The sequence below is a fragment of the Wujia chipingensis genome, assembly GCF_014337155.1.
GTDB classification, from domain to species: Bacteria; Bacillota; Clostridia; order Lachnospirales; family Lachnospiraceae; genus Coprococcus_C; species Coprococcus_C hominis.
On sequence record NZ_CP060632.1, the window covers coordinates 246301 to 272841 of the forward strand.

Annotated in this window: 25 protein-coding genes; 13 read left to right on the top strand and 12 right to left on the bottom strand. The window is 44.4% G+C overall.

Going from position 1 to position 26541, the window contains the following annotated elements; all coding sequences use genetic code 11:
- Window positions 1-25: 25 nt before the first annotated feature.
- Entirely contained in the window at window positions 26-1294 is a 1269-nt protein-coding gene (locus H9Q76_RS01160) for a lipopolysaccharide biosynthesis protein (protein WP_117781728.1), read from the bottom strand.
- A gap of 134 nt (window positions 1295-1428) precedes the next feature.
- Between H9Q76_RS01160 and H9Q76_RS01165 the strand changes: the two genes are divergently transcribed.
- The 5 genes from H9Q76_RS01165 to H9Q76_RS01185 all read left to right on the top strand — a co-directional run bounded on the left by H9Q76_RS01165 (window position 1429) and on the right by H9Q76_RS01185 (window position 9267).
- The gene (locus H9Q76_RS01165) at window positions 1429-2337 is read left to right on the top strand and encodes an MBL fold metallo-hydrolase (RefSeq protein ID WP_021984798.1); all 909 of its coding nucleotides are present in this window, start codon (window positions 1429-1431) and stop codon (window positions 2335-2337) included.
- 237 nt (window positions 2338-2574) lie between these two features.
- On the top strand, window positions 2575-3471 hold the full coding sequence (gene rfbA, locus H9Q76_RS01170; protein ID WP_249321400.1) for a glucose-1-phosphate thymidylyltransferase RfbA: 897 nt from the start codon (window positions 2575-2577) through the stop codon (window positions 3469-3471).
- A 50-nt stretch (window positions 3472-3521) separates the two neighbouring features.
- Window positions 3522-6485: an Ig-like domain-containing protein gene (locus H9Q76_RS01175; RefSeq protein WP_249321401.1), complete on the top strand. Its 2964-nt coding sequence runs from the start codon at window positions 3522-3524 to the stop codon at window positions 6483-6485.
- 60 nt (window positions 6486-6545) lie between these two features.
- Window positions 6546-8375 (top strand): S8 family peptidase, encoded by a 1830-nt coding sequence (locus H9Q76_RS01180; protein WP_249321402.1) that lies wholly within the window; start codon window positions 6546-6548, stop codon window positions 8373-8375.
- Between the two features lie 124 nt (window positions 8376-8499).
- Window positions 8500-9267, top strand: coding sequence for a zinc ribbon domain-containing protein (locus H9Q76_RS01185; protein ID WP_118671301.1), 768 nt, complete (start codon window positions 8500-8502; stop codon window positions 9265-9267).
- Between the two features lie 93 nt (window positions 9268-9360).
- Here the strand turns inward: H9Q76_RS01185 and H9Q76_RS01190 are convergent, their stop codons facing one another.
- The 4 genes from H9Q76_RS01190 to murC form a co-directional block, all read right to left on the bottom strand.
- Complete coding sequence (locus H9Q76_RS01190) at window positions 9361-10566, bottom strand: ribose-phosphate pyrophosphokinase (RefSeq protein ID WP_021984791.1); 1206 nt, start codon at window positions 10564-10566, stop codon at window positions 9361-9363.
- A gap of 22 nt (window positions 10567-10588) precedes the next feature.
- Window positions 10589-11608: an ATP-binding protein gene (locus tag H9Q76_RS01195; RefSeq protein ID WP_021984790.1), complete on the bottom strand. Its 1020-nt coding sequence runs from the start codon at window positions 11606-11608 to the stop codon at window positions 10589-10591.
- Complete coding sequence (locus H9Q76_RS01200) at window positions 11605-12750, bottom strand: DnaD domain protein (RefSeq protein WP_227573207.1); 1146 nt, start codon at window positions 12748-12750, stop codon at window positions 11605-11607. Before H9Q76_RS01200 ends, H9Q76_RS01195 begins: the two co-directional genes overlap by 4 nt.
- A gap of 268 nt (window positions 12751-13018) precedes the next feature.
- Window positions 13019-14401, bottom strand: a complete 1383-nt coding sequence (murC, locus tag H9Q76_RS01205) for a UDP-N-acetylmuramate--L-alanine ligase (protein WP_227573206.1) — start codon at window positions 14399-14401, stop codon at window positions 13019-13021.
- A 233-nt stretch (window positions 14402-14634) separates the two neighbouring features.
- Between murC and H9Q76_RS01210 the strand changes: the two genes are divergently transcribed.
- Complete coding sequence (locus tag H9Q76_RS01210) at window positions 14635-15540, top strand: hypothetical protein (RefSeq protein WP_249321403.1); 906 nt, start codon at window positions 14635-14637, stop codon at window positions 15538-15540.
- On the top strand, window positions 15533-15814 hold the full coding sequence (locus tag H9Q76_RS01215; RefSeq protein WP_118374465.1) for a hypothetical protein: 282 nt from the start codon (window positions 15533-15535) through the stop codon (window positions 15812-15814). The genes H9Q76_RS01210 and H9Q76_RS01215 overlap by 8 nt, the downstream gene beginning before the upstream one ends.
- Before the next feature lie 17 nt (window positions 15815-15831).
- Here H9Q76_RS01215 and H9Q76_RS01220 read toward each other — a convergent pair whose 3' ends face one another.
- The 4 genes from H9Q76_RS01220 to H9Q76_RS01235 form a co-directional block, all read right to left on the bottom strand.
- Window positions 15832-16332, bottom strand: a complete 501-nt coding sequence (locus H9Q76_RS01220; RefSeq protein WP_249321404.1) for a hypothetical protein — start codon at window positions 16330-16332, stop codon at window positions 15832-15834.
- 15 nt (window positions 16333-16347) lie between these two features.
- Window positions 16348-16920, bottom strand: a complete 573-nt coding sequence (locus H9Q76_RS01225) for a hypothetical protein (protein ID WP_249321405.1) — start codon at window positions 16918-16920, stop codon at window positions 16348-16350.
- A gap of 194 nt (window positions 16921-17114) precedes the next feature.
- Window positions 17115-17804, bottom strand: a complete 690-nt coding sequence (locus H9Q76_RS01230; RefSeq protein WP_249321123.1) for an IS630 family transposase — start codon at window positions 17802-17804, stop codon at window positions 17115-17117.
- A complete protein-coding gene (locus tag H9Q76_RS01235; RefSeq protein WP_006855331.1) occupies window positions 17801-18265 on the bottom strand; it encodes a helix-turn-helix domain-containing protein in 465 nt (154 codons plus the stop codon). The genes H9Q76_RS01230 and H9Q76_RS01235 overlap by 4 nt, the downstream gene beginning before the upstream one ends.
- Window positions 18266-18413: 148 nt before the next feature.
- Between H9Q76_RS01235 and pyk the strand changes: the two genes are divergently transcribed.
- From pyk to H9Q76_RS01265, 6 genes are all read left to right on the top strand, one after another.
- Window positions 18414-19832: a pyruvate kinase gene (pyk, locus tag H9Q76_RS01240; protein WP_249321406.1), complete on the top strand. Its 1419-nt coding sequence runs from the start codon at window positions 18414-18416 to the stop codon at window positions 19830-19832.
- 10 nt (window positions 19833-19842) lie between these two features.
- Window positions 19843-20544 carry a glycosyltransferase family 2 protein gene (locus H9Q76_RS01245; RefSeq protein ID WP_021984782.1) on the top strand — a complete coding sequence of 234 codons (702 nt, stop codon included), beginning with the start codon at window positions 19843-19845 and terminating at the stop codon, window positions 20542-20544.
- 4 nt (window positions 20545-20548) lie between these two features.
- Entirely contained in the window at window positions 20549-20932 is a 384-nt protein-coding gene (locus H9Q76_RS01250; protein WP_117780448.1) for a DUF2304 domain-containing protein, read from the top strand.
- Window positions 20916-21728, top strand: coding sequence for a glycosyltransferase family 2 protein (locus tag H9Q76_RS01255; protein ID WP_118374467.1), 813 nt, complete (start codon window positions 20916-20918; stop codon window positions 21726-21728). The genes H9Q76_RS01250 and H9Q76_RS01255 overlap by 17 nt, the downstream gene beginning before the upstream one ends.
- 119 nt (window positions 21729-21847) lie before the next feature.
- Window positions 21848-22018: a DUF362 domain-containing protein gene (locus H9Q76_RS01260; protein WP_021984779.1), complete on the top strand. Its 171-nt coding sequence runs from the start codon at window positions 21848-21850 to the stop codon at window positions 22016-22018.
- 432 nt (window positions 22019-22450) lie between these two features.
- The gene (locus tag H9Q76_RS01265) at window positions 22451-23281 is read left to right on the top strand and encodes an adaptor protein MecA (RefSeq protein ID WP_118374468.1); all 831 of its coding nucleotides are present in this window, start codon (window positions 22451-22453) and stop codon (window positions 23279-23281) included.
- A 108-nt stretch (window positions 23282-23389) separates the two neighbouring features.
- Here H9Q76_RS01265 and tkt read toward each other — a convergent pair whose 3' ends face one another.
- From tkt to H9Q76_RS01280, 3 genes are read right to left on the bottom strand one after another with little or no spacing between them, the layout of a single operon-like run.
- The gene (gene tkt / locus H9Q76_RS01270) at window positions 23390-25381 is read right to left on the bottom strand and encodes a transketolase (RefSeq protein WP_021984777.1); all 1992 of its coding nucleotides are present in this window, start codon (window positions 25379-25381) and stop codon (window positions 23390-23392) included.
- 36 nt (window positions 25382-25417) lie between these two features.
- Entirely contained in the window at window positions 25418-26260 is an 843-nt protein-coding gene (locus H9Q76_RS01275) for a Bax inhibitor-1 family protein (protein WP_021984776.1), read from the bottom strand.
- A 60-nt stretch (window positions 26261-26320) separates the two neighbouring features.
- Complete coding sequence (locus tag H9Q76_RS01280) at window positions 26321-26539, bottom strand: DUF1858 domain-containing protein (protein WP_021984775.1); 219 nt, start codon at window positions 26537-26539, stop codon at window positions 26321-26323.
- Window positions 26540-26541: the final 2 nt, after the last annotated feature.

Genomic DNA, 26541 nt, shown 5'->3' on the forward strand with positions numbered 1-26541 from the left:
TTATAAAAAGAAAAGATCTGGTGCTTTATGCGTCGGATCTTTTCTTTTTGAATCCAATCATCATCATGATTGCGAAGATAATACATAAAAGGATCATAAGCAGAAGATAGAGAACAGAGGCTCCCATAACAGCATATTTCCGCACAAAGATTGGGGATAGAATATATGCACAAACTGCTACGATACCATATCCAATTGCCTGACTGTTCTGAATCCGAATGATAGTCATGATTGTGACGAATAACCCGGATAAAGCAAGGAAGCCACCGCCCAATAATAACACAAGCAACTCTGTTTTGTATGGTGCAAGATCTGTGTTATATAGCATGGATAATACCGGTACTCCAAGAACGAAAGCTCCTGCCTCGCAGACAATAGTAATAATTCCAATGATTAAAATCTGTATCCAAAATAATCGAAAGAAATCTTTATTTTGTCGTTCTTTCCACATCATAGACATTCTTGCAATCATCGGACTGAATATAAAGTTGTTCAGCAATCCAATCACAAATACCGGCATGGCTATAAAACCATAGCATGCCTGCATTTCGTCGCTGAGTAAACTGTCAATCGCATATTTGGGTGCATTTCCAATATAAAAGGCGAGGAAACAGCCTAAAAACAGGGGAAAACAAACGCGTAACAATTCCCAGACTTTTCCTTTGTGGACAGATTCTTCTTTTCGGAAAGCTGGGTAAGTAAGTGTCACAAACATTATTAAAAGTAATGTGGTAAATACAGTTGCGATCATCAGAGACATTAGCTGATCACGTAGGAATATCAGTCCCAACCCAAATACCAGTATGGTTAATATCATACGTAGAGTTAACATTTTTCCGGCTACATCAAGCCGGTTTTCTTGCTGGTAATACCCCAGATAGGCGTCTTCGATAGAATCAACAATCTTAAACAGACACATCCATATGATGATCCATGTTTTGTTCATACTATAATCATTTTTGCTTGTGGCGATTACGACGTAAATGAGTGAAACAATCAACATTAATAGAGTTGTAATAATACGGGAGGTATTATATTCTTTGAAGTTAAACTGGCGCTTGACGTCGGACACTTGGAAATTACGCATGCCGTATTTACCAATATTCAGGAAGAGATTAGCACTTGCATAGGCGAGTGTAAATACCCCTGCCTCATATAGATTTAATGTACGGGTAATAATCATCAGCATGATAACAGACTGAAACGCCATGAGCATGCTTCCTGCCATATTCCAGATGAAACTGGATTTGTTAATATTTTTACTATTTAATAGGAAGTGTTTTAATTTATTCATGTTGTTACCTCTATCGTATAATATCAATAATATTGTACCATGTCACAATGAACCTTGCAATTATAATGCCAAGATGATAAAGTGGAATTTAAGGGTGTGAAGGAAGAAATATTAATCTAAGGATATTGTGAACTATGAATAGAAGAATCGTAATTTTTGCTTTGCTATGTGTATTAGCGCTGGGAGGTATTTCCGCAGCGGTTCATATGCATAATAAAACAGGAAATCAAGAGAAAATGAATACCGATGGATGCATAATCACACAATATTCAGATGCGACGGGAAGACAGGCGAATTGTTATACAATTACGAACAGTGGACATTTGATTATTATAGATGGTGGATGGGCTGAGAATGCCCCGGCATTAAGAAAGGTTATTGCCCAGAATGGGAATCATGTTGATGCATGGTTTATCTCTCATACACATAGTGATCACGTTGGTGCATTTAATGTGATTTATGCGGATCCACAGGGAGTGACTATAGATAAGATATATGATAATGGCTACGATTACGAATTTATTAAGGAAGCGGGGGAACCGTATGACAGTATGGGATTGGAACCTCTGGAGACATTTCATAATCTAACAAAGGATGCAGATAATATTATTCATTTGAGAAGAGATGAGGAGCTTGAAGTGTGCGGTCTGCGGATCCATGTGTATAATGCGTTTGATGATATTGTGAAGCAGAATGTTGGTCCGGATTTGGATTATCAGAATGATGGTTCTTTGTGCATGAAAATTACGAATCAGGATGAAAGTTTTTTGTATACAGGTGATGTCAAGGCCGACATGAATAAATATTTGTTTGAGACATATGGAGACGAGCTGACGGGCGATTATGTTCAGTTGAGCCATCATGGAAATTGGGGATTTGGGACGGAAGATTATGACAGAATGAATGCAAAAGCTTACTTCGCAGATATCACTCCGGAATTTTATGAGTCTCACCCGATTGGAGAACTTCACCAGCATTTGGTTGATGAGGGAAAACAATATTATGATTATGGAACCGCACCGAATTCGGTGGAGTTGAAATAAGAAACGAAAAATACTATTGACTCTAGTAATCGCCTGCGTTACACTTAAAGTGTATTGCAGTCTAGTTACTAAAATTTGACAGATGTTTGATAGTTTATATATGATATGCTTATAGGTGTCTTCTGTATTTCTTGGAAGACACCTATTTTTGCAGAGGGATTATATGAATATTATCCATGAGAGATTAAACAATTTGTTAATGATATAAGTCAAATTAATAAAAAGGAGAATTAATTTATGAAGGGAATTATTTTAGCCGGAGGTTCCGGTACACGTTTATATCCATTGACCAGAGTAACATCGAAGCAGTTGCTCCCGATTTATGACAAGCCGATGATTTATTATCCGATGTCTGTACTTATGAATGCAGGCATTCGGGATATTCTGATTATCTCAACACCGGCAGATACACCGCGTTTTGAGGAGCTGCTGGGAGATGGACATCAGTTTGGCGTGAATCTGACTTATGCAGTGCAGCCATCACCGGATGGATTGGCACAGGCGTTTATCATTGGTGCGGATTTCATTGGTGACGATTCTGTGGCAATGGTATTGGGTGATAATATTTTCGCTGGACATGGCTTGAAGAAGCGCTTGAAGGCGGCTGTGAAGAATGCAGAGAGTGGAAAGGGTGCTACCGTATTTGGCTATTATGTAGATGATCCGGAGCGCTTTGGAATTGTAGAGTTTGATCAGGATGGAAAAGCAATTTCAATCGAAGAAAAGCCTGCACAGCCGAAGAGCAATTACTGTGTAACTGGTCTTTATTTCTATGATAATCATGTTGTAGAGTATGCGAAGAATCTGAAACCGTCTGCACGTGGAGAGCTGGAGATTACCGATTTGAACCGGATCTATCTGGAGAAGGGAAATCTGAATGTAGAATTGCTTGGACAGGGCTTCACATGGCTGGATACAGGTACACATGAGAGCCTGGTTGATGCAACGAACTTCGTAAAGACGATGGAGACGCATCAGCATCGTAAGATTGCGTGTCTGGAAGAGATCGCATATCTGAATGGTTGGATCAGCAAGGAAGAGGTACTGGAAGTGTACGAGCTTTTGAAGAAGAATCAGTATGGACAGTACTTGAAGGATGTTTTGGATGGAAAATATCTGGATGCGTTGAGATAAATATGAGTATTGAAAACGGGGTGTAGCGCATAAGTAAAGGAGAGGGTTACATGAAAAGAGGAAAGAAACTATTTATGTATTTGCTTGTGCTCGTGATGCTGCTGGCAAATACTGTAACAGGAGTTGCCGCGGAGCTGGACGAGCCGTTGCAGGAGGCGACACAAGTTGTTCATGAGGACGGAAGCGGACTGCTGTCGGAGGGTGGTTTGCTGGAAGCAGGCGATGCGGTTGCGGACAGCAGTTATGACCATTCGCATGACGCAGCGATTGTGGCTGCAATGGAGAACATGCAGGATACCATAGATGTGACAGGCTATGGATTGACAACAACCAATGTGGGAGATGTTATACACGGTATTTTGAACATGAATCCACAGTTGTTTTATGTATCGGGTGGATTTCGTTATTATCTGGATAACCAAAGTAATGTTACAAAATTGATCATTACATATAATTATACGAAGGCACAGATTACTTCTATGAAAGCGGAGATTGATGCAGAAGTTGCGAAGATGGAAGCTGCGATTGATACAACCGGGTTGAATGATGTGGAGATTGCGCTTGCATATCATGATTACCTTGTGACAGATGTAACGTATGATTATGAGAATTATTTATCAAATTCTTTGTCGAGCGATGATTATAATATCTATGGCACACTTGTTAAGAAGAAGGCGGTTTGTCAGGGATATGCACTGACGTTCATGTATCTGATGAAACGCCAGAATATTGTCTGCGGTTATGTTTCAAGTGAGGCTGCAAATCATGCGTGGAATGCCGTATATCTGAACAATCAGTGGTATCACATGGATGCCACATGGGATGATCCGACATGGGACAATCTCGGAAGGGTGAAGCATACGTATTTTATGATTTCGGATGCAACCTTGTTGTCTTTGGATAGCGATCGGACGGATTATGTAACGAGTGTTCCGTATGGCTATACCTATACCAAAGCAACTGACAGCCGCTATGAGAGTGGATTCTGGAGTGGTGTGCAGACATATATGTATCCATACAATGGAAACTGGTATTATCTGGATGGCGCATATGTGGCAGCTGATCGTAGCGCGAAATATCAGATTTCCAAGTATAATTATGCAAGCCAGACAACTACCTGTTTATATGGACCGGCATACGCGAAATGGACAACTGCAGACAATGGCGTGTGGACGGCTTATTTCGGACGTATGGCGGCACGAAATGGTGTGATTTATTTCTCAACACCGACAACGATTGAACAGTATAGCATCTCAACTGGAACGACGAAAACGATATTCACATTGCCATCAGACACTGCAAAGGGAACCTATATATATGGACTTGGATTTATAGATGGTGATCTATGTTATGTTACTTCGGATACTGCGAATTATAAGGGGCAGGAAACTTACAATAAGATAAACCTTTGCACTTCTCATGTATATGGAGCGGTGCAGACAATCAATCCAACGTATGAGCAGGCGGGAAAGAAATATCATGTTTGTAAAACATGTGGATATAGTGAAGACATAGAAAATCTCCCGAAACTGGTTAAGGTGTCGACAATTACGATTGTAGGTGGCAAGAAAACCATGACGGTGGGAGAGTCATATACGGTTGAGGATTTGCGAGTGGTACCGGATAACGCTGCCAACAAGGCGGTAGCCTGGACTTCATCCAATCCAAGTGTTGCATCCGTAGATGAGAACGGAACCGTGACAGCAAAGGCGGCAGGTACAGCGACGATCACAGTAACAGCAAAGGATGGGCAGGGGGCCAAGGATTCTTTTGCCGTGACAGTGAAGAAGGCCGATTCTTCAGAAACACCGGATCCGGATCCAAATCCGAATCCAGATCCGAATCCAGATCCGACACCAAACCCGGATCCAACGCCAACGCCGAACCCAACACCAACACCAGATCCAACACCAACACCAGATCCAACACCAAGTCAGCCGGTTACACCAGCTGTAACCGTGCGGTATACAACCCATGTGCAGACGTTTGGCTGGCAGGGAAATGAGAATGATGCAAAGACATGGTTTACAAATGGTGCGATGGCAGGAACGAGCGGAAAAGCGAAGCGCCTGGAAGGTATCAAGATTCGTGTGACGGGCAATGATAATCTGGGAATCCAGTATACAACACATTGTCAGAGCTATGGCTGGCTGCCGTGGTCTGCCAATGGCGAGATGAACGGAACAGAGGGCGAGGCAAAACGTCTCGAAGCAATCAAGATTCAGCTGACAGGTTCGGATGCAGGCAAATACGATGTATATTATCGCGTGCATGCGCAAAGCTACGGTTGGCTCGGCTGGGTGAAGAATGGCGCACCATCAGGAACAGCCGGTTATGCAAAACGTCTGGAGGGAATCCAGATTGTGGTTGTAAAGAAAGGTGCTTCCTTCAATACGAGAATGGGAAATATCAATTCCGCATATGCGCTTGGCTATTATGCGAAGGCGGGTACGTCTCCGGTTGTAAATGCAAAGAATACATCCAATGCTGATCCGCAGATTGCAGGTGGAGTACAGACAAACGTGACCTACCGTACCCATGTGCAGAGCTACGGCTGGCAGGCATGGAAGTACAATGGTCAGATGAGTGGTACAAGTGGTCAGGCAAAGCGGCTGGAGGGTATCAATATCCGTCTTTCTAACCAGCAGTACAGCGGAGACATCGTGTATACAACACATGTACAGAGCTATGGCTGGCAGGGAAATGAGAACAACCAGTCGACATGGCGGAAGAATGGCGTGATGAGTGGTACGAGTGGCGAGGCAAAACGTCTCGAAGCAATCCGAATCAATTTGACCGGTGAAATGGCAAAGCATTATGACATTTACTATCGTGTGCATGCACAGTCATTTGGCTGGCTTGATTGGGCGAAGAATGGTGCACCATCCGGTACAGCCGGTTATGCAAAGCGTCTGGAAGGCATTCAGATCATTTTAGTTCCAAAGGGACAGGCGGCACCAGCGAAAAATTACGGCGGTATTACTTCGGTTCGCGCGTCCTATATTGCAAAATAAACATACAGAAAGGCCCCTCAGCATATATTTTGCTGAGGGGATTTTTGCGTTGGGGGAGCGATGGATAGTCTGTATGATTCGGCGTGTGGCGCCTACATATATGATGAGGATGTGCTTGATTTCCTTGTAAAATATGATAACAATCTGGCGGGGGAGATGCAGATCTTACAGCCAGACTGCAGAACGATTATTAACAGTCAGTTTCTTGTAGCGTATCGCAGTGCCTTGGACACATCTGGGGCTCCGCTTTCGACAGATATATTATTTGGGTTGGGGTATGATCGGATACCGAAATGCTTTGGTTTGATGGATACATCTGCGTTGCACGGGATTGGAATTGGGGCAGTCCAGACGGTGCCGGGGTTGTCGCTTTCGGGAAAAGATGTGCTGGTCGGGTTTATTGATACAGGTATCGACTTTGCGAATCCGTTGTTCCGCAGAGCAGATGGTACATGCAGGGTAACGGCGATCTGGGATCAGACACAGGCGGCATATGAAGCGGGTGGACAAAATATGTCTATGCAGAGCGAGGAAATTGATACGCGCCCAATCTTTGGATATGGCAGGGAGTATCCGCAGGAGTTGTTGAATCTGGCGATACAGACGGAACAGCCGTATCAGATTGTACCAAGCCGGGATACGGACGGGCACGGTACGTTTCTGGCATCGGTGGCTGCCGGGAACACCTATCTGGATGGGGATGATATATTTTCCGGTGTGGCACCGGAGTCGGATATTATCATGGTGAAATTAAAGCAGGCAAAGCAGCGTCTGCGAGATTTCTTCCTGATTCCCGATGGCGTTCCATGTTATTCGGAGGCAGACATCATACTTGGCGTGAAATACCTGATTAACAAGGCGATGGAGCTGGGAAGACCGCTTGTGATCTGTCTGGGACTGGGGACGAGTCAGGGGGATCACAATGGGAACCTGAATCTGGAGCTTTATCTGGATACGGTTGTGACACTGCCGGGAATCTGCGTGGTCGGAAGTGCTGGAAATGAGCTTGGTACAGGCGGGCATTTTGCAAGCCTGTCTACGATCAATCTGGGCAATCAGAACGGGATCTCACAGCCGCGGACACGGACGGTAAGAAATGAGATGGAGATCTATGTGGAAGATGAGAATCCGGGTTTTTGCACGGAGATCTGGGGGCGTGCGCCAAGTCTGTACCAGATAGCGGTATATTCCCCGACCGGGCAGCGGTTTGATCAGCTTTTTCCGAACCGTGACAGTTCTGGAATGATTACATATTTGTATGAGGGAACGACGTTGTATGCGGAAAGTGTAGTGGTCGAGAACAATTCGGGTGATCCGTTTATCCTGCTGCGGTTTGAGAAGCCTGCGACCGGTATCTGGCGAATTGAAGTGACAGAAAATTACAGCAGCTTTCCAGTAGGGTACGATGCATGGCTGCCGATCCGACAATTTTTGGGCGGCAATACGCGGTTTTCGCGACCAGATCCAGAGGTGATCCTGTGTGCGCCTGCGAATGCGCGTGGGACGATAACTGTAGCCGGGTACAATCATCTGGATAATTCGTTGTATGTGGAATCCAGCCGTGGCTATACCAGAAAAGGACGGATTCAGCCGGATTTTGCGGCGCCAGCCGTGCGTGTGGCGGGGCTGCTTGCGGGAGGCAGCGGGACGCGACCGTTGTTCGTGCGCCGGAGCGGTACGAGTGTCGGGGCTGCATTGACCGCCGGGGCGGCGGCACTTTTCTTCGAATGGGGCATCGTGCGTGGCAATTATTATGGGATGAATACCGAAGTGATCCGGCAGATTCTGATTCGCGGTGCGCGGACAGTTGTCGATATTGCATATCCAAACCCTGCGTGGGGATGGGGTGTGCTGGATATATCACGTGCTTTCGAGGTCCTGCGCGGTTAAGCAGACCGGATAACAGGATAGTTGGATGGATATCATGCTGATACTGGACAAATAGAGAAAAAAAGGGTATCATAAGGGAAATATGTCGTACGATTCAAATTTGAAAACAGGAGTTGTATAGATTATGATATGTAAACATTGTAAAGCGGAAAATGAAGATGGTGCATTGTTTTGCAGCAACTGTGGAAAACCGTTAGAAGATGAAGAATATGACCGCGAGAAAATGCGGGGGAATACGAAGCTGTATATCGGAATATCTATCGCGCTTATGATATTTCTGGCAAGTGGTCTGGTGTTTGGATTCTTCTATTTCAGTAACAAAGTACAGAAAGCCAACGATGAGCGAAATACAATTGCCTCAGAAAGCGATGTGGCAGCCAATTATTTCCGGTCACAGATCCGGGAGCAGGAGGATGCAATCACAGAGCTGCAGTCCCAGATTGATCTTCTGAAAGCATCAATCACAGATTATCAGAATAAGGAAGAAGACTATAAGAAGCAGATTACCGCGCTTGAGGATAAGGAAGAGGCGATGGATGGTCTGGCAAGCTTCACGGATGCGGTGCCATCCCAAGGCTATGAGGATATGTTTGTCAGTGATACATTCCTGAAGTTCATGACAAATGAGGCTGATACATCAGAGGAAGGCGCAGAGACAACTGAGGCACAGACGACGCAGGAAGCTGTGTTACGTGTATGTATCTCCGGTGATATTGAGGTAAGCGTAGAGTCCTCGGATGAGGATGTTGCGAGCTTCACATGGGATACTTCCCCAGTCGGACCTTCGGTAGCGAGATTACGTGTGATCCCGGGCAAGAAGGGAACGGCAATCTTGACATTCACAAACAACTTAAATGACGAGCAGATTAAGGTTTACGTCTACGTACAGTAACAAACATCCATATAGGAATTATAGAATAAATAAGAAAAGCACAGTTCAACTTTGAACTGTGCTTTTCTTATTTGTTCGATTCTTGCTTGCCAATTATACTGTTGGAGCCTTGTAGTTGTCGGAGATTGTTCCGAACTCTTTGTACTCCTGAATTCTTGACTGAATACGCTCAGACTGATCCAACAGGCTGCTGATAGAAGCGTTGTGGTTCAGGTGATCAATCAGAGTTGCGATATACTTGCTCAAGTCAGCAGACTCATACCAGTCATGGTTGAAGAGCTCTGGATCCTGATAAGTCAGGTTTGTTGTGATAACTTTCTCGATGGTACCCTCTGCCTTTGCCTGGTCGAAGATATCCAGACCAGCAGTAAACAGACCGAACGTTGCAAGACAGTACACACGTCTTGCCTTACGAGCCTTTAACTGACGGGCAACATCCAACATACTCTCACCGGAAGCAATCATATCGTCGATGATGATAACATCCTTGCCCTCGACACTGTCACCAAGGAACTCATGTGCAACGATTGGGTTCTTGCCATTTACGATCGTTGTGTAATCACGTCTCTTATAGAACATACCAACATCAACACCCAAGTGGTTTGCGAAGTAGATCGCACGGTTCATGGCACCTTCATCCGGGCTGATTACCATCATGTGATCGCTGTCCAAAGTCAGATCCGGTGTTGTGCGGAGCAGTGTCTTGATGAACTGATAGGTTGGCATGATATTTTCAAAACCGCTGTAAGGAATCGCGTTCTGGACACGAGGATCGTGAGCATCAAATGTAATGATATTGTCAACGCCAAGTCCGACTAACTCCTGCAATGCGATTGCACAGTCCAGAGACTCACGGCTGCTGCGCTTATGCTGACGGCTCTCGTACATGAAAGGCATGATAACGGTGATACGGTTTGCCTTGCCTGCCATGGCAGCGATAACACGCTTCATATCGGAATAGTGATCGTCTGGGGACATCATATTTGTCTTACCACAGATCTTGTACTCGATGCTATGGTTTACAACATCAACCATGATGTAAACATCAGTACCACGTACGGAATCCTGTAATGTACCCTTTGCTTCACCGGAACCAAAACGTGGACAAGAGGATTTCAGGATATAGGAATCTCTCTCATAGCCTGCAAATGTGATGTTGTCCTTGTGCTCGTTGTGACGTTCTGCTCTCCAGCGTGCAAGGTAGCTATCCACTTTTTCACCGAGGGCTTTGCAGCTCTCCAAAGGGATGATTCCGAGCTTTCCAACTGGAACTGTAATAAGATGACTTGAATCTGGCATGATTTTTTCCTCCATTGTGTGATTACAGCTTAGAACCCTGTATCATTTCTTTTTTTCTTTTTTGATACCTTATGTTTTCACCGTACAGTTGAAGTACAGTGTAACGTTCAATGATGCGGGACATGATACGTTCGGAATACCGCTCCTGTAATTCCTTCATGGAAAGATTGGTCGAGATGACCGTCGATTTTCCGGTAAGTCCCCTCTGGTTGATAACTTCAAAAAGCTTGGAGCAGACAAAGGCATTGGTTGTCTCTGTGCCCAGATCATCGATTACCAACAATTCGCTATTATAAATATATTTGTATAATTCTTCAAGTTCTAATTTTTTATTCATCAGATATTGTCCGAAAACCTGTTCAAACAGATCGTTTGCGGACAGATAGAGAACGGTGTGCCCTTCGTCCAGTAACGCTTTCGCGATACAGTTCGTGAGAAAAGTCTTTCCGAGACCGGTTTCTCCATATAATAACAGGTTTCCGCGTTCGGTATCCTGTGTCGCAAATGTATTCACGAAACGGTGGACAAGATGCAGCACATTTTTGGCATTGTCATATGGACTGACAGACCAGTTCCGGTTCTCCGGAATCGTGTGACTGTAATAATCCAGATCAAATGTATCGAAGTTCTCGGAATCCAGAACCTGTGTCATGTTGGACTGGCGATATAAGGCATCCACAATCCGGCGTTCAAAGCATGCGCAGACCTTGCCGTCCACATAGGCGAGATCCTTGCAGACCGGACAATCATAGATTGGTTCCAGATATGTAGCAGGGTAGCCGTGTGTCAGGAGCAGTTCCTGTATCCGCGCAGAATTGCTGCGGTTCTGATTGGAGATCTCCTGTGTGTCAGCTGCCTGTCCGAGTGCTTTTTTCTTCGCGAGCGCGATATAGGAAAGCTTGTTTTCGGATTGCAACTGTTTGATCTCTGGAATCTTCGCATAGATTTCTTCCTGCCGTTCCTGCAGGCGCCGTTTGTTGCGCAGGCGAACCTGTTCGTAATCATGCAGGATATTTTCTTTTTTCAGCAACTCAAAATTCATTGACCGTTTACCTCTTTGTGGAACAGCTGCTCCATCTCATCAAGCTCGGAGCTCATGCTGCTCTGTGTAAAGTTTGTAAATGCATTTCCGCTTTTCTTCGTGGTAGCAGAGGCTTTCTGGTTCCTGGCTGTCTCGGCGTGGGCGAGATCTTCCTGCTTGATGCCGGAAAAATCTGTCACCCCTGCGTTATGCCATGCGGTCAGAATCCCATTTACATATTTGATCGTAGGATTCTGTGTATGTAAAACTGCACGCTTGCAGGCTTCCTCTACGATATCCTCACCGAAGCCGTAGTCCTTTGTCCATGTCTTAAAGAATTCCTGCTCGATCGTTGTCGGTGCCCCGCGCTTAATGCCAAGCGTCTTGTAGAAGACACGGCAGACACCGCTCATAAGAGCGTATTGTTCCTTGGCCTGTGCCTTTGTCTGAATACCGTCCTGATACCAGCCGATGGCAGTAGCCTCTAAGTAACGGCAGTTTTTCTTCTTCATTGTGGTACAGTATTCAATCAGATATTCGAATAAATCAACACTGAATCCAAGTGTATCATATATGTACATCAATGACTGCGTATCCGACTGTGAGATCGGCTTCTCAAATAAAGTCTCTACTTGATATAATATATCTTCCCAGTCCTGATCGCGCAAGAGTTTATCGATATCTTTCTGCGTAAATTTCGGCTTTTGTGGTGCGGAAAGTTCCATCGCAGGTGTTGTAATCGGTACAATCTTGTTGGAAGGCTTCTCTGAGCGCTCCGCTGTGTCTGCTTTTTCCACATGTGCAGATGTATCATCGGAACGAAGCAGGGAAAATGCATCCGATTCTGTGGATAACTCCATTTCCGGTGCCTTCAGTGGCAGAACCACAATCCCGGTTGGCTGTCCCTTTCCGTCAAAGGTCAGACGCAGTGCATCCTTGGTCACCCAATACTTGATAGCACGGCAGATATCTTTTTCTGTGAGATTAAAATGATCCGCAATCTCGGCAACCGAGATCTGCTGTTTGCTGTTCAGCAGCCGGATCAGATACAGATACACCTTTACAAATTCCCCGTTTGCATCTGTCATATAATAGTCGATAAAAAAGTTCGAGATGGAAGAATAAGTCTCGCTATTTTCAGTTGAAATCGTAATTGTCTTCATAGTTTTTTGAACCTTCCCTTCATCGCTTCGCTTAGAAGCATTTCAAATTATAGCATGAAGAAAATTAAATTCAAGCGAACATCTTTTCGGTCGGAGCGTTTACGAAAATTGTGGAAAATGTGGATAATGTGGACAATCAGTTACCATAAAAAATAAGGGTGTGGAATCAAGCCGTTTGCAGACGATTTATGTTACAATTATGTTAACTAAAAATGAAAAGACCTGTTTGGTAATTTTCCCCAAACAGGTCTGTGGATAATGTGGATAACTATTTTTTTAACAGTGTATTTCCGATAGAATCAACATTTCCGGCGCCCATAGTTATCAACAGGTCATTTTTTTTGCAATTTTTTTTCACATACTCGGTGATGCTGTCGAAGTCGCCAAGGTAGATGGCATGACCACCGTTGGCGTTGATCTTGTCACAGACATCCTTCGAGGAAACAAGTCCGGTATCCTGCTCTCTTGCGGCGTAAATATCTGCCAGAAGCACGTGATCGCAGGTTGCAAGTGCCTGTCCAAATTCGTCCAGAAGCGCCTTGGTACGGGAGTATGTATGAGGCTGGAAGATGCACCACAGTTCGTTGTGTGGTGTGTTCTTGGCAGCCGCCAAGGTTGCAGCAATCTCGGTTGGGTGATGTGCATAATCGTCGACAATTTTGACACCATTTTCCGTGATTCCCTTGTGCTCGAACCGGCGGTGGGCGCTGGAACAGCGTGCCAGACCGGCAATCGTGTATTTGCGGTCGATGCCGAGGAAATCTGCGACTGCGATAACCGACAGGGAATTCATGACATTGTGGATACCCGTTGCATGCAGCTTGATCTGATCCTGCTTCTCGCCTTTGACAACGAGTGTGTAAGTTGGGTGCCCTTCTTCGTCGAAAGTAATATCTGTGGCACTGTAATCATTTCCTGCATTCATACCGAAGGTAATGATATTGCAGTGCAGATCTTTTGTCACATGTTCGTAATATTTCATATCGCCATTTACAACGAGCAGACCGTCGTCTGGCAGGATCTCTGCGAATGTCTTGAAAGAATCTGCGATTTCCTCAATGCCGCTGAAGAAATCGAGATGATCCGCGTCCACATTCAGGATGATACTGATATATGGATGGAACGCATGATAGCTGTTTGTGTATTCACAGGCTTCTGTAACGAAATAATCGGAGTGTCCCACGCGGATATTGCCGCCGATCGCATCCAACATACCACCGATGGAGATGGTTGGATCGGTCTGCGCCTCCAGCAATACATAGGAGAGCATGGAGGTTGTTGTTGTCTTGCCGTGCGTTCCGCTGACTGCGACGCCGTATTTGTAGTTCAGCATGATCTGACCGAGGAGCTGTGCCCGTGTCAGCATCGGAATATTTCTGCGTTTCACTTCTACAAATTCCGGATTGTCCGCATGAATGGCTGCGGTATATACGACGAGATCAATATCATCGGAGATATTTTCTGCTTTCTGTCCGATGAAAATGCGGGCGCCCAGATTCTTCAGAATCTCTGTGATCTCGGATTCCTTCATATCGGAACCGGATACGGTAAAGCCCTCCTGCAATAAAATCTCGGCAAGTCCGCTCATGCTGATACCGCCGATACCCATGAAATACACATGGATCGGTTTTTCAAAATCTACTTTATACATGGTAATAATCTGCCTTCCTTAATCTCTGTTTGTGATGTATTTGGATCGCATGCGGGGCATGCGAAGCCATATTTATTCCATATTATAGCACGATTGATTGACATTACAACAAATTTACGAAATTTATATGCAATGCCAATTGACTTCATGCGGCATTTATGACATTATATATTTTAGTAGTTTTTTATTAAAATTACGACCTATAAGAGAGGATTTATATTAGGAGGAACAGCATGAAAGTATGTGAAATGTGTGGAGCACAGAATGATGATGTCTTCACAAAATGCTCAGTTTGTGGCGCAGATCTGCCATCTATGAACAGCCAGGATGGCGATGATGAGAAGACCGTTCTGATCGATCCGGATCAGGCACCAGCACAGCCGTCAGGTCTGTCATTAAAGACAGATACAAGTACGTATGGACAGGCAGATGCAGGACAGACAAATCCACAGCCAGCAGCACCACAGTTTGGCGGCATGGGACAGCCACAGATGAATGGCATGGGACAGCCACAGATGAATGGTATGGGACAGCCACAGATGAACGGCATGGGACAGCCGGGCATGAACGGAATGCCACAGCAGGGTATGCCGGGACAGGCACCATATGGACAGCCAGGATTTGGTGGTCCGACACCAGCGCAGCCGGCAAAGCCAAAGAAAGGTCTGATCATTGGTATTATTGCAGCAGCCGTTGTTGTATTGGCAGTTGCATTTGTTCTGATCTTCAAGGGCGGATTCGGAGCAAAGGGAGGAGCATCTTCCCCAGAAGCAGTTGCACAGCAGTTTATCGAGGCGATGAATGATCAGGATGTAGATAAGATGTCTGCACTTTGTCCACCATTCCTTGATCCAGGACAGGAAGATATTGAGGATATGCTTGATTCTTATTCTGGATATGATGTAACTTTCAAGTATGAGGGCGTTGAGAGCAAAGAGATGTATGACAGCGATGATCTGGATGATCTTGAAGAGGATATCAGTGATTATGCAGACAAAACAATCAAGCTGCAGGACGCTTGTGATCTGGAGTTCTCTTTCAACGTAGCAGTGACAATGAGTGGCGAGACTTACGATCAGTCAAGCACATATCCGATCACATGTATCAAGTACAAGGGAAACTGGTATCTCTATGAGTAAGAAGACACAGACGATTCTGACAATCTGTGTAGATATAAGTATGCTGGCAGTCATTGTGACTGCCAGCTATTTGTTACTCACGGGGAAATTGCAGGGGAACTGGATTCATGTAGCGCAGATCGCAATTATCGCTGCGATTCCGACGCTCTTTTTTGTAAGCTTCTTGAATTTCGGTATGCAGAAATACGAGAAGATGCGCCCGGAGGATGCGTGGGAAGATGAGCACGATGAAACAGAAGAACAGGATGAAAATAAAAATGCACCGCAATCATAATAACTGCGGTGCATTTTTTATTGCTGATCGAATGTAATGCTGTCTGCCCATTGCAACATGGACTTTTCTAAAGAGTCGTACGAACGGTGCTTGCACACGAATTCACAGATCCAGTAATTGTTCCCTTCCTTCAGCATGCAGTGCAGATAGGTGTATTTGGCACCGGATACGGTCTGCGTGTTGCTGAAATAATAGTAGTTGTTCCGCTGTACCAGCTTATCAGTGGAAATGCCGTTCAGGCTGCAGATTTCCTTTGCGTAATCCTTCAGTCCTGCAATTTCGTAGCCCTGATATTCAAGGTCGGACGCATTTTCGGTTTTTACGGAAAATGATACATCGTCGCTGACGAAGTAGGCGTCAAAACCGGACATCTTACTTTCTTTGAAAGTATCGGTCAGGGTAATGGTCATCGTACCAACGGTGAAGTTTTTGGGATTGCCGCTGCATCCACATAGGAGACAAGTGGTAAGCACGATCAGGCACAGCCCTAAAGTTATTTTTTTTGATTTCGAACGCATAGTTAAACTCCTTTCCTAGTTGCCGTCGTCTTGCTGATGCTGTTTGGAGAGTCCTTCCTGTATAAATGCATCGATGTTACGTTCGGTTGATTTTAAAATGGCTGCCAGCCGTTCCTGTTCGGCGGCTTTTTCTTTTGCAGCTTCGATTTCGCGTTGCTTTTTTTCTTCATCCTCTGCAGCTTCCCGGTTGAGCCGGGCCATGATCTCGTTGGCACGGGCTAACACATCGTCGTCGACACCTGCCGGAATCTCTTCCGGATCTAATGCAGAATTGGTGCTGCTTATGTCTGGTTCTGCATTGACAGCCGGTGCGAATGCCGTTGGTTCGGCAGACATATGTGCTGCCTCCGAAACCAGATCGTCGATATTATGCTGGCTCTGACGGTTCGTGTCAAGCACGGCATCTGCAAGCGCCTGAGCATCGAGCGTTTCTGACTGCGATGGTTTCGTTGGTGCCGCATATTTGACGTCCGGCTCTTTTTCTTCTGGCCACTCGCCGCTATGGATGAGTTTATAGACCGGCTTATATACGATACACCACCATTTGTAGACGGTTCGTTTTGCCCGGAATAGAAAGTTATCGTACATGTAAGCCTCCTATATATTTTGTGTATAAATGTATAATGCTATCACTATAATAGCATGATTTTATCTGGAATAAAAGTTAAAAATTTGTTAGTTTTTTATGAGAAAAATACTTTTGAAATATGGTTGTAAATCTTGACATAAGCGATTATACTAGTGTACTGTATCATTGATATTTAGTATATCTGCCACTTTAATTAAAAAGTGACAGATGATAGTGTCGGATACAGTGATATCAGTTTTTCCCGTGCATCCCCTGTTTGGAAATGCCACTGTATCTTAGCTGTATCCCAATTACGTTCCATTTCCCATGCTGATAACTCACATTTAAGTTTGTCAAGGGTGGATATTCGACGCGAAAGACATTGGCGTGTCATTACATTAAGCTCAATTTCAGCCATGTCAAGCCAACTTCCATGTTTAGGCGTATAGTGGATTTCCAGTCGTTTTATGATCCTTCTTGCTTCTGATGGTGGAAATGCTTTATAAAGTGAAGCAGCTTTATGGGTGTTTAAATTGTCCATTACCAGTATGATTTTCTTTGCATCTGGAAACATTTCATCTGACAGATATTTGATTTCCATTGCCCAGTCAATTGCAGTACGGTGTTCATGGACACTCACATGGTGTCTGCCGCCAAGTGGTTCAACAAAAGCAAATATGCTGCAGGTGCCATTCCTCTTATATTCGGAATCCGTTTTCTGGTTGTCACCCGGACGAACAGGCAGTGGCTGCCTTACATCATCCAAAAGCTGGTATGGCTTTTCATCCATACAGACAACAGGGTACATCGGGTCATATGGGAGTTCATAAACATCAAGGACATCTTCCATGCAGGCTACAAAATCAGCATCTTCTTTTGACGGAATACACCAGTAGTCATTCATGTGAGGTCGAAGTTTATTTTTTTTAAAGCCCTGCCGATGGTATCTTTACTGACTGGAACATCAAGTACAATTTTTGCCTGTTCTTCCAGCAGACGGAGTGTCCAGCGGGAATGTCCTTCCGGTGCAGGACTGCACGCAATTTCAATAATACGAGCCTCAGCACGCCCATCAAATTTTCTGCGTGCATTATCAGAATTGACATTCCGGTTCATTGTACGGATACCCTGGATGCCTTTTTCGGAATAAAGCTTTACAGTATTCATGATAGTAGCCATACATACGCAATTTGTTTTGGCAGACTGTGCATGGGTAAGAACTTTACCGTGTGCCTCATCTAGATCAATGATAATCTGGCATCTGTTTCGAACAGTTTTGGTTGTTTGCTTTTTACGCATAACAGATTTTAGTTCCTTGAGTTCGTCATCCGTTAATGAAATATTATATTTTTTTGGTCTTGCCATCTAAAATCACCGCCGTTTCTTTTTAGTATATCATGAAACGGTTTGTCAGACCATAAAATTAATTAAATATCAATGATACAGTACACTAGGAGTGTATGTCAAAATGGGAGAAGATTTGGCAAATAAATATAAAACGAGGTAATAAGTGATGAGAAAGACAAAGATTGTTTGTACGCTGGGACCCGCAACGGATAACGAGGATGTACTGCGGAAGCTTATGCTTGCTGGAATGAATGTGGCAAGACTGAATTTTTCGCACGGTACACACGAAGAACAGAAGAAACGTATGGACATGGTCAAGAAGCTGCGTGCGGAGCTTGGACTTCCAATCGCAATTTTGCTCGACACAAAAGGACCTGAGATTCGTACCCGCGATTTTGAGGGTGGAAAGGCAGAGCTTAAGGCGGGTGATTTCTTCACACTGACAACGAGAGATCTTGTTGGTGACAGCACCATTACCTCTATCACATATAAGGATTTGTATAAGGATGTACAGATTGGTACTCATATTCTGATCGACGATGGTCTGATCGAGCTTCAGGTAACATCGATCAGTGGAGAGGATATCTTATGTACCGTTATTACCGGAGGCCCGGTTTCTAACCACAAGGGCATCAATGTGCCGGATGTGCATCTGAATATGCCGTACTTAAGCGAAGTAGATCAGAGCGATATCCTGTTTGGTATTGAGCAGGATGTAGATTTTGTAGCGGCTTCTTTCGTTCGTTCCGCTAAGGATGTATTGGAGATTCGTGAGCTGTTAAATGCAAATGGTGGAAATAATATCAACATCATTTCCAAGATCGAGAATTCTGAAGGTGTTAACCACATTGATGACATTATCTATGTATCAGATGGTATCATGGTTGCCCGTGGAGATATGGGCGTCGAGATTCCTTGTGAGGAAGTTCCGGTTATCCAGAAGATGATTATCAATAAGGTATATATGGCTGGTAAGCAGGTTATCACAGCCACACAGATGCTGGATTCCATGATCAAGAATCCACGTCCGACACGTGCGGAGACAACGGATGTAGCCAATGCAATCTATGATGGTACAAGTGCGGTTATGCTGTCTGGCGAGAGTGCTGCCGGTAAATATCCGGTAGAGGCAGTTGAGATGATGGCAAAGATTGCAGAGCGTGCAGAGGCAGCCATTGATTATAAGAAGAATTTCTTCCACTATGAGCGTGCAGCAAACCAGAACGTGACAGATGCGGTCTGCCATGCAGCTTGTACAACAGCCATTGACTTAAATGCGGCAGCGGTTATCATCGTGACAAAGTCTGGTGTATCTGCAAGAAATATTTCGAAGTACAGACCAAGCTGCAACATCATTGCCGGTACGACAAGTGACAAGGCATATCGTCAGCTCAATATGTCATGGGGCGTAACTCCGGTACATCTCGAAGAGCAGAATGAGGTATTCACACTGTTTGATCATGCAGTGGCAGCAGGTAAGAAGCAGGGCTTGTTACAGCCGGGCGATAAGGTTGTTATCGGCGCAGGTGTACCACTTGGTATTTCCGGAAATACAAATATGTTGAAGGTTCAGGTCGTAGAGTAAGAGAGGGTTTATGAAAACACTGGTGATAATTCCAGCCTACAATGAGGCACCGAATATTGTGCATACGGTAGAAAGCTTAAAAGCAGCATGCCCGGACGTGGATTACGTAGTTGTAAATGATTGTTCTGGCGATGATACAGCAAAAATCTGTGAGGAGCATGGATATACATATCTGAATCTTCCGATCAATCTGGGAATTGGCGGAGGTATGCAGACTGGATATCGGTATGCAGCAGAAAATGGATATGATATTGCAATTCAGATGGATGGAGATGGACAGCACAATGCGGAATATATTCCTGATTTGATTGCCCCGATTGAAAAAGGAGAGGCGGATCTGGTTATTGGATCACGTTTTATCAATAAAGAAGGATTTCAGACATCGGGTATGCGCCGTGCAGGTATCAATATTCTGAATACAGTTCTCCGGTTGTGCGGACATGTCCGGGTAACAGATGCGACAAGTGGATTTCGCGCAGCGTCCAGGGGAGTCATTACGTTTTTTGCTCATAATTATGCACAGGATTATCCAGAACCGGAGTCAATCATTGCAGTGAATGCAAGTGGATTTAAGGTAAAGGAGGTTCCCGTAATCATGAATGAACGAACCGCAGGTGTGTCTTCGATTAGCCCGTGGAAGTCGGTATATTATATGATAAAGGTAACTCTGGCAATTGTGATTTACCGGATTGCAGGAAAAAAATGGAGGTAAACAGATGATGACAACTATATTTCGTATAATTTTGTTGATCGGCGTGCTGTTATACCTCGCGATTATACTGGTATTGATGCGGAAGGGACGGATGAGTTTAAAATATTCATTGATCTGGTTCCTGTCCGGTGTGATTTTGCTGATTTGCGCGATATTTCCACAGGTCATTCGGTTCTTTACACAGTTGATGGGTGTGTATTCTGAAGCAAATGCAGTATTCTTTATTGGGGTTTGCTTCCTGATTCTGATTGGGCTGTCATTGACGTCGATTGCGTCCGGACAATCAGAGCGAATCCGGACATTAGTGCAGACACAGGCAATTCTGGAAAAACGCGTGCGCGAATTGGAAAAGAAGATGGAGCAGATGGAGCATGAAACAGAAAAATAATTTTACGGCAAGGGATCATACATTTGTGATCTGTGCATACAAAGAAAGTAAATATCTGAAAAACTGTATCCGGTCCTTGGAGAACCAGACAGTGAAAAGCCACATTCTGATTGCAACATCAACAGGAAATGCGTATATTCGTGGTTTGGCAGAACAATATCATATTTCTTTATATGAAAATGATGCCCCATCCGGGATTGCAACGGATTGGAATTTTGCGTATCGGCAGGCACATACAAAATTAGTAACGATTGCACATCAGGATGATATTTATAATCCAAATTATCTGGAAGAGATGTTAGACGCATTGAATCGTGCAAACGATCCGATTCTTGCACATTCGGCATATTATGAGATCCGGGATGGAAAACCGGTGTATAAGAACCGGTTGTTGACGATTAAGAAGCTGTTGTTGCTTCCATTTACAACAAGGAAAACGTGGAATAGTATATTCCTGCGTCGACGATCTCTGTCGTTTGGATGTGGAATATGTTGTCCGTCCGTTACGTATGTGAAGGCAAGGTTGCCAGAAGAACCATTTACAGTTGGCTGTAAGGCAGATTTGGATTGGGAAGCGTGGGAAAGATATTCTAAGCTGCCAGGAGCTTTCTGCTATGTGAAGAAGCCGATTATGGGGCATCGTGTACATGAGGAATCAGAAACCTCGCATGTGATTGGAGAAAACAATGGACGAAGTCCAGAAGATTATGCTATGTATCGGAAATTCTGGCCGGAATGGATGGCGAAATTGCTGATGCATTTCTATCAAAAGGGACAGGATAGTAACCAGTTATAGGAAATTGTAAAAATTACTTGCTATCTGGGACAAAAAGGGGTACAATGTCAACAGTGATAATAATTATCAATAAAGAATGATATTATCAATACTGAATGAAGAGTAAGGAGGATATTACCATGGCATTTCAGATCAACGATGGATGCGTTATGTGTGGAGCATGTGCAGGCGCTTGTCCTGTAGGCGCAATCTCAGAAGGCGATGGCAAGTACGAAATCGACGCTTCTGCATGTATCTCATGTGGAGCATGTGCAGGAACTTGCCCAACAGGTGTTATCTCTGAGGAGTAATCGGTCAAATGATTACATATAGAAAAAGAGTCTTGATTGTCAATCAAGGCTCTTTTTCTTATGTCTTGATATTACAATATGGAAATTATTTTATGTGACCGATATCACCTTCCTTCGCTGCGCGCATATCATATCCGTATAGATATAAGAAGCTTCTGTGATAGTTTTATATTCCTTCGTATGATATGACACATCTGTAAATATAATTGGAATAAAGCTACAGGAAATACCTGTAAAGAAATAAGAATTGTAAATAACTATGCAAGATTTACCATACTATATTATTGGGAAAAAAGCAAGTCTCTGGAATCGAATTTCCAGTAATATTTTGTGAAAATATTGAGAAATCGCTTTACATGTGGGAGTTTTGTGATAAACTAAGTAATACAAAAAATAATGTTTTTGTAAACACTTGCGAAGGAGTTGACGAGTATGAAGCTAGAACGATTAAGCGAGAATCAGATACGTTGCACACTTTATAAGTCAGACTTGGCAGATAAGGAACTTCATTTAACGGAATTAGCATATGGAACAGACAAAGCCAAAGAACTGTTCCGGGAACTGATGCAGCAGGCATCCAGTGAATTAGGATTTGAAGTGGATAATGTTCCGCTTATGATAGAAGCAATACCTGTATCGCCAGAGTGTTTGATTCTGGTTATTACAAAAGTAGATGACCCGGAGGAACTGGATACAAGATTCTCCAGATTTACACGTCCATCGGATGTGGATGATTCCTATGAGGACGATGAGGAGGATGAAGATTCGGATGGTGGTCTTGGATTGGCAGATGAAGCCGATGGCGAATCCATTGTCGAGGACAATCCGGTGAATGGACTGCTGAAGGCAATCGGCGGATTGGCGGAAGACTTAAGTGGTCTGATGAGTGGTAAGGGCGTAAAGCCGGCACAGACGAATCCATCTGCATCGGATCGCAGAACAGAGATTCCGCAGGCGGTGGAACAGCCGGAAATCTTCCGTATCTATGCATTTAAGAATCTGGATCAGGTTATCTTGTCTGCAAAACTTGTAAAGGGTATCTATGACAGCGAGAATTCTTTGTATAAGAATCCGCGAGACAGTCGTTTTTATCTGTATATGACGAAGGATAAAAACACAGACAATGAGTTTGTGAAGACCTGTAACCTGTTGGGTGAATATAGTAACCGGGTACGTGCAACGTATGCTACACCAAGTCACATGCGTGAGCATTATAAACTGATTATTGATGCGAATGCATTGCAGACACTTGCGAAGCTGTAAAGAACAGTGAAATAAAAAAGATCATCGACGTTATTGTTGACGTCGATGATCTTTTTTGTGTATTATGCAGATATTTCTATCTGCATGATGTATGGAATTTATAATAGGTTAGTTCAAAGTTTTCTTCACAGCTGCAACAACTGCATCCTTTGTGATGCCGAAGTGCTCAAAGAGCTGATTGCCTGGCGCAGAAGCACCGAAGGACTTCATTCCGACGAACTCGCCGTTGATACCGATGTATTTGCCCCATCCAAACTCGGAGAGTGCTTCGACACCAACTCTGGCTGTGACGTTCTTTGGAAGTATTGCATCCTTGTACTCATCGGGCTGATCCTCAAACAGATCCATACATGGCATGCTGACAACGCGGACATCAATATTCTCGGCTGCAAGCTCTTTCTTTGCCTCGACAGCAAGGGAAACTTCCGAACCGGTTGCGATGATGATGGCATCTGGTGTATCCTTCGTGGAATCCTCTAAGATGTAACCGCCCTTTAATGCTTCCTGGCTGCTGCCATCTAACTGTGGCAGATTCTGTCTGGAGAGAACCAGCGCAGTAGGCGCATCCTTCTTATTTGTTGCGAAGTACCATGCGGCTGCACATTCCGTTGCATCTGCTGGACGGTATACATAGAAGTTCGGCATAGCGCGGAGCATAGCGAGCTGCTCAATTGGCTCGTGAGTTGGACCATCTTCACCGACGCCGATACTGTCGTGTGTCAGTACATAAGTAAGAGGAACACCCATCAGAGCGGAAAGTCTTGCCATTGGCTTTACATAATCGCTGAATACGAAGAATGTAGAGACGAATGGACGTAAACCTCCGTGCAGGGCAATACCATTTCCGATGGCTGCCATTGCGATTTCACGGATACCAAAGTGAATGTTCTTGCCAAGCGGATTCTCCTTGGAGAAGTCCCCGGCATCCTTCATGTTTGTCTTGGTTGATGGAGCAAGGTCTGCTGCACCACCAAACATATTAGGAACAACATTGTTGATAATATTCAAAAGCTTTCCGGATACATTTCTGGTTGCTTCCGGCTTGTCGAAAGAATTCCAGAACTCGTCCAAGTCATAGAGACATTTTGCGTTGTCGGTGTTGTGGTAGTTGTCCCACAGCTCTTTCATCTCCGGATATGTCTTGCAGTAGTCTGCGAATAATGCATTCCATGCATCCTCGACCGTTGCCTTCTCCTCAGCAAGCTTGGCGAAATGATCGTAGACATCCTGATCTAATACGAAAGGTCCGTTGTCTGCGATACCAAGGTTTGCACGAAGGGCTGCAACGTTTTCAACACCGAGTGGCTCGCCGTGTGCACTTGCCTTGCCTTCCTTGGCAGGACAGCCTGCACCGATCTTCGTCTTGATCTCAATCATGGAAGGTCTGCCTTTTTCTGCCTTGGCTGCTTCAATTGCCTTGCCGATGGCATCTAAGTCATTTCCGTCCTCAACAAGCTGTGTGTGGAAACCGAAGGACTCGAAACGCTGTCTTACATTCTCGCGGAATGCGATGTTCGTGTCACCTTCGATTGAAATATTGTTGGAATCATATAATACGATCAGCTTCTCCAGACCAAGTGTGCCTGCGAGTGAGAATGCTTCGTAGCTGATACCTTCCATCATACAGCCATCGCCACCAAGTACATAAGTATAGTGGTCAACAACTGGGAAGTTTTCTTTGTTGAAAGTTGCGGCAAGATGCTTTTCTGCCATTGCCATACCAACTGCCATTGCCATACCGGCGCCAAGTGGACCAGTGGTGGCTTCTACGCCAACCGTGTGACCATATTCCGGATGTCCCGGTGTCTTGGAACCAAGCTGACGGAAGTTTTTCATATCCTCAATTGTGATACCGTAACCGAAGAAGTGAAGCAGGGAATATAACAGGGCGGAGCCATGTCCACCGGACAGAATGAAACGGTCGCGGTTTTCCCATTTTGGATCTTTCGGATTGTGGTTCATGTGGTTTGCCCACAGCTCATATGCCATAGGAGCAGAACCAAGTGGAAGTCCCGGATGACCGGAGTTTGCCTTCTGGATGGCGTCTGCGGCAAGCACACGAATGGAATTTACGGATTTTGTGTCAATTGCACTACTCATGTTCAATGCTCTCCTCTAAATAAGTTTCTTGTATGATTAATTTCTGTTCGCACGTGCTAAGATCTTCATGATACGCAGGAACAGGTTTACAATATCCAAATACAACTCAGAAGCGGAATCAATCGCGTTATCTACGGTCTTTTCAATTGCGTTCGCCTTTGCCCAGTCGTAGCCGACATACAGGCAGAAGATTGCGACAACGACATAGTCGATGATACCAAGGCTTGCACCTGCGATCAGCATGATTGCTTCAACCACAACGGTGATAAGCAACGTGATACCAAGTGTTCTTCCCATGCTTAAAAAGAAATTCGGGTAGATGGAAGAAATAATCATCATCACAAGTGTTACGGCAGCTGTAATACCGAATGCGGTTGCGACTATCATGTTGTATCCGATCGCACTATACAAGGTTACGGATACGGCAATAACCATACCGATTGGAACAACCATCAGATTGTATCCGATGAAGCTGACAACCGGATTGTCGGATTTACGAACCATAAATGTACCAGCGATGGCGAGAATGAAGTAACCGATATAAAAAGCAATCGGATTCGTTAATACAAAGCTGACGATGGAATCGCCGAAGACGGCAGTCATGATCGCATTGATAATGAAGCCGTACAGCAGTACACCGCCGATGATCAGATTGTACATCTCGCTGGAAATGATCTTTGCGGATGAGCCATAGCCGGCATTGTAGCCATTGTTGTAATCATATCCTGCATTGTTGTACTGATACTGGTTATTGTATTGATAGTTATACTGGTTGTTGTCCTGATAATTGTACTGGTTATTGTAATTATTATAACCGTTGTTGGAGCCATTATTATAACCATTGTTATAGCCGTTGTTATAATCATTGTTGTAGGACATAAGATTACCTCCTTTAAAATATGCTGCGGCAGGCGGTTTCCCACTTGCCGCGCATGTTATTTATGCATTTGCCTCTTTCTTAGCAAGGTATGCGTTGATGTCAGCGATGACTTCATCACAATTCATGCCATGAACCATGCATGCTTCTTCAAGGCTTTCCATAGCTGCGGAAGGACATCCGACACAGTGCATGCCGGCTGCCATAAGGATAGCGGCATTGCCTGGATCAACCTCGATAATCTCGTGAATTAACATTGATTTATCAATCTGTTTTGCCATAA

Coding starts and splice junctions, on each gene's coding strand:
- H9Q76_RS01160 (WP_117781728.1), bottom strand. CDS start 1,294: ATGAATAAATTAAAACACTTCCTATTAAATAGTAAAAATATTAACAAA.
- H9Q76_RS01165 (WP_021984798.1), top strand. CDS start 1,429: ATGAATAGAAGAATCGTAATTTTTGCTTTGCTATGTGTATTAGCGCTG.
- rfbA (WP_249321400.1), top strand. CDS start 2,575: ATGAAGGGAATTATTTTAGCCGGAGGTTCCGGTACACGTTTATATCCA.
- H9Q76_RS01175 (WP_249321401.1), top strand. CDS start 3,522: ATGAAAAGAGGAAAGAAACTATTTATGTATTTGCTTGTGCTCGTGATG.
- H9Q76_RS01180 (WP_249321402.1), top strand. CDS start 6,546: ATGGATAGTCTGTATGATTCGGCGTGTGGCGCCTACATATATGATGAG.
- H9Q76_RS01185 (WP_118671301.1), top strand. CDS start 8,500: ATGATATGTAAACATTGTAAAGCGGAAAATGAAGATGGTGCATTGTTT.
- H9Q76_RS01190 (WP_021984791.1), bottom strand. CDS start 10,566: ATGCCAGATTCAAGTCATCTTATTACAGTTCCAGTTGGAAAGCTCGGA.
- H9Q76_RS01195 (WP_021984790.1), bottom strand. CDS start 11,608: ATGAATTTTGAGTTGCTGAAAAAAGAAAATATCCTGCATGATTACGAA.
- H9Q76_RS01200 (WP_227573207.1), bottom strand. CDS start 12,750: ATGAAGACAATTACGATTTCAACTGAAAATAGCGAGACTTATTCTTCC.
- murC (WP_227573206.1), bottom strand. CDS start 14,401: ATGTATAAAGTAGATTTTGAAAAACCGATCCATGTGTATTTCATGGGT.
- H9Q76_RS01210 (WP_249321403.1), top strand. CDS start 14,635: ATGAAAGTATGTGAAATGTGTGGAGCACAGAATGATGATGTCTTCACA.
- H9Q76_RS01215 (WP_118374465.1), top strand. CDS start 15,533: ATGAGTAAGAAGACACAGACGATTCTGACAATCTGTGTAGATATAAGT.
- H9Q76_RS01220 (WP_249321404.1), bottom strand. CDS start 16,332: ATGCGTTCGAAATCAAAAAAAATAACTTTAGGGCTGTGCCTGATCGTG.
- H9Q76_RS01225 (WP_249321405.1), bottom strand. CDS start 16,920: ATGTACGATAACTTTCTATTCCGGGCAAAACGAACCGTCTACAAATGG.
- H9Q76_RS01230 (WP_249321123.1), bottom strand. CDS start 17,804: ATGAATGACTACTGGTGTATTCCGTCAAAAGAAGATGCTGATTTTGTA.
- H9Q76_RS01235 (WP_006855331.1), bottom strand. CDS start 18,265: ATGGCAAGACCAAAAAAATATAATATTTCATTAACGGATGACGAACTC.
- pyk (WP_249321406.1), top strand. CDS start 18,414: ATGAGAAAGACAAAGATTGTTTGTACGCTGGGACCCGCAACGGATAAC.
- H9Q76_RS01245 (WP_021984782.1), top strand. CDS start 19,843: ATGAAAACACTGGTGATAATTCCAGCCTACAATGAGGCACCGAATATT.
- H9Q76_RS01250 (WP_117780448.1), top strand. CDS start 20,549: ATGATGACAACTATATTTCGTATAATTTTGTTGATCGGCGTGCTGTTA.
- H9Q76_RS01255 (WP_118374467.1), top strand. CDS start 20,916: ATGAAACAGAAAAATAATTTTACGGCAAGGGATCATACATTTGTGATC.
- H9Q76_RS01260 (WP_021984779.1), top strand. CDS start 21,848: ATGGCATTTCAGATCAACGATGGATGCGTTATGTGTGGAGCATGTGCA.
- H9Q76_RS01265 (WP_118374468.1), top strand. CDS start 22,451: ATGAAGCTAGAACGATTAAGCGAGAATCAGATACGTTGCACACTTTAT.
- tkt (WP_021984777.1), bottom strand. CDS start 25,381: ATGAGTAGTGCAATTGACACAAAATCCGTAAATTCCATTCGTGTGCTT.
- H9Q76_RS01275 (WP_021984776.1), bottom strand. CDS start 26,260: ATGTCCTACAACAATGATTATAACAACGGCTATAACAATGGTTATAAT.
- H9Q76_RS01280 (WP_021984775.1), bottom strand. CDS start 26,539: ATGGCAAAACAGATTGATAAATCAATGTTAATTCACGAGATTATCGAG.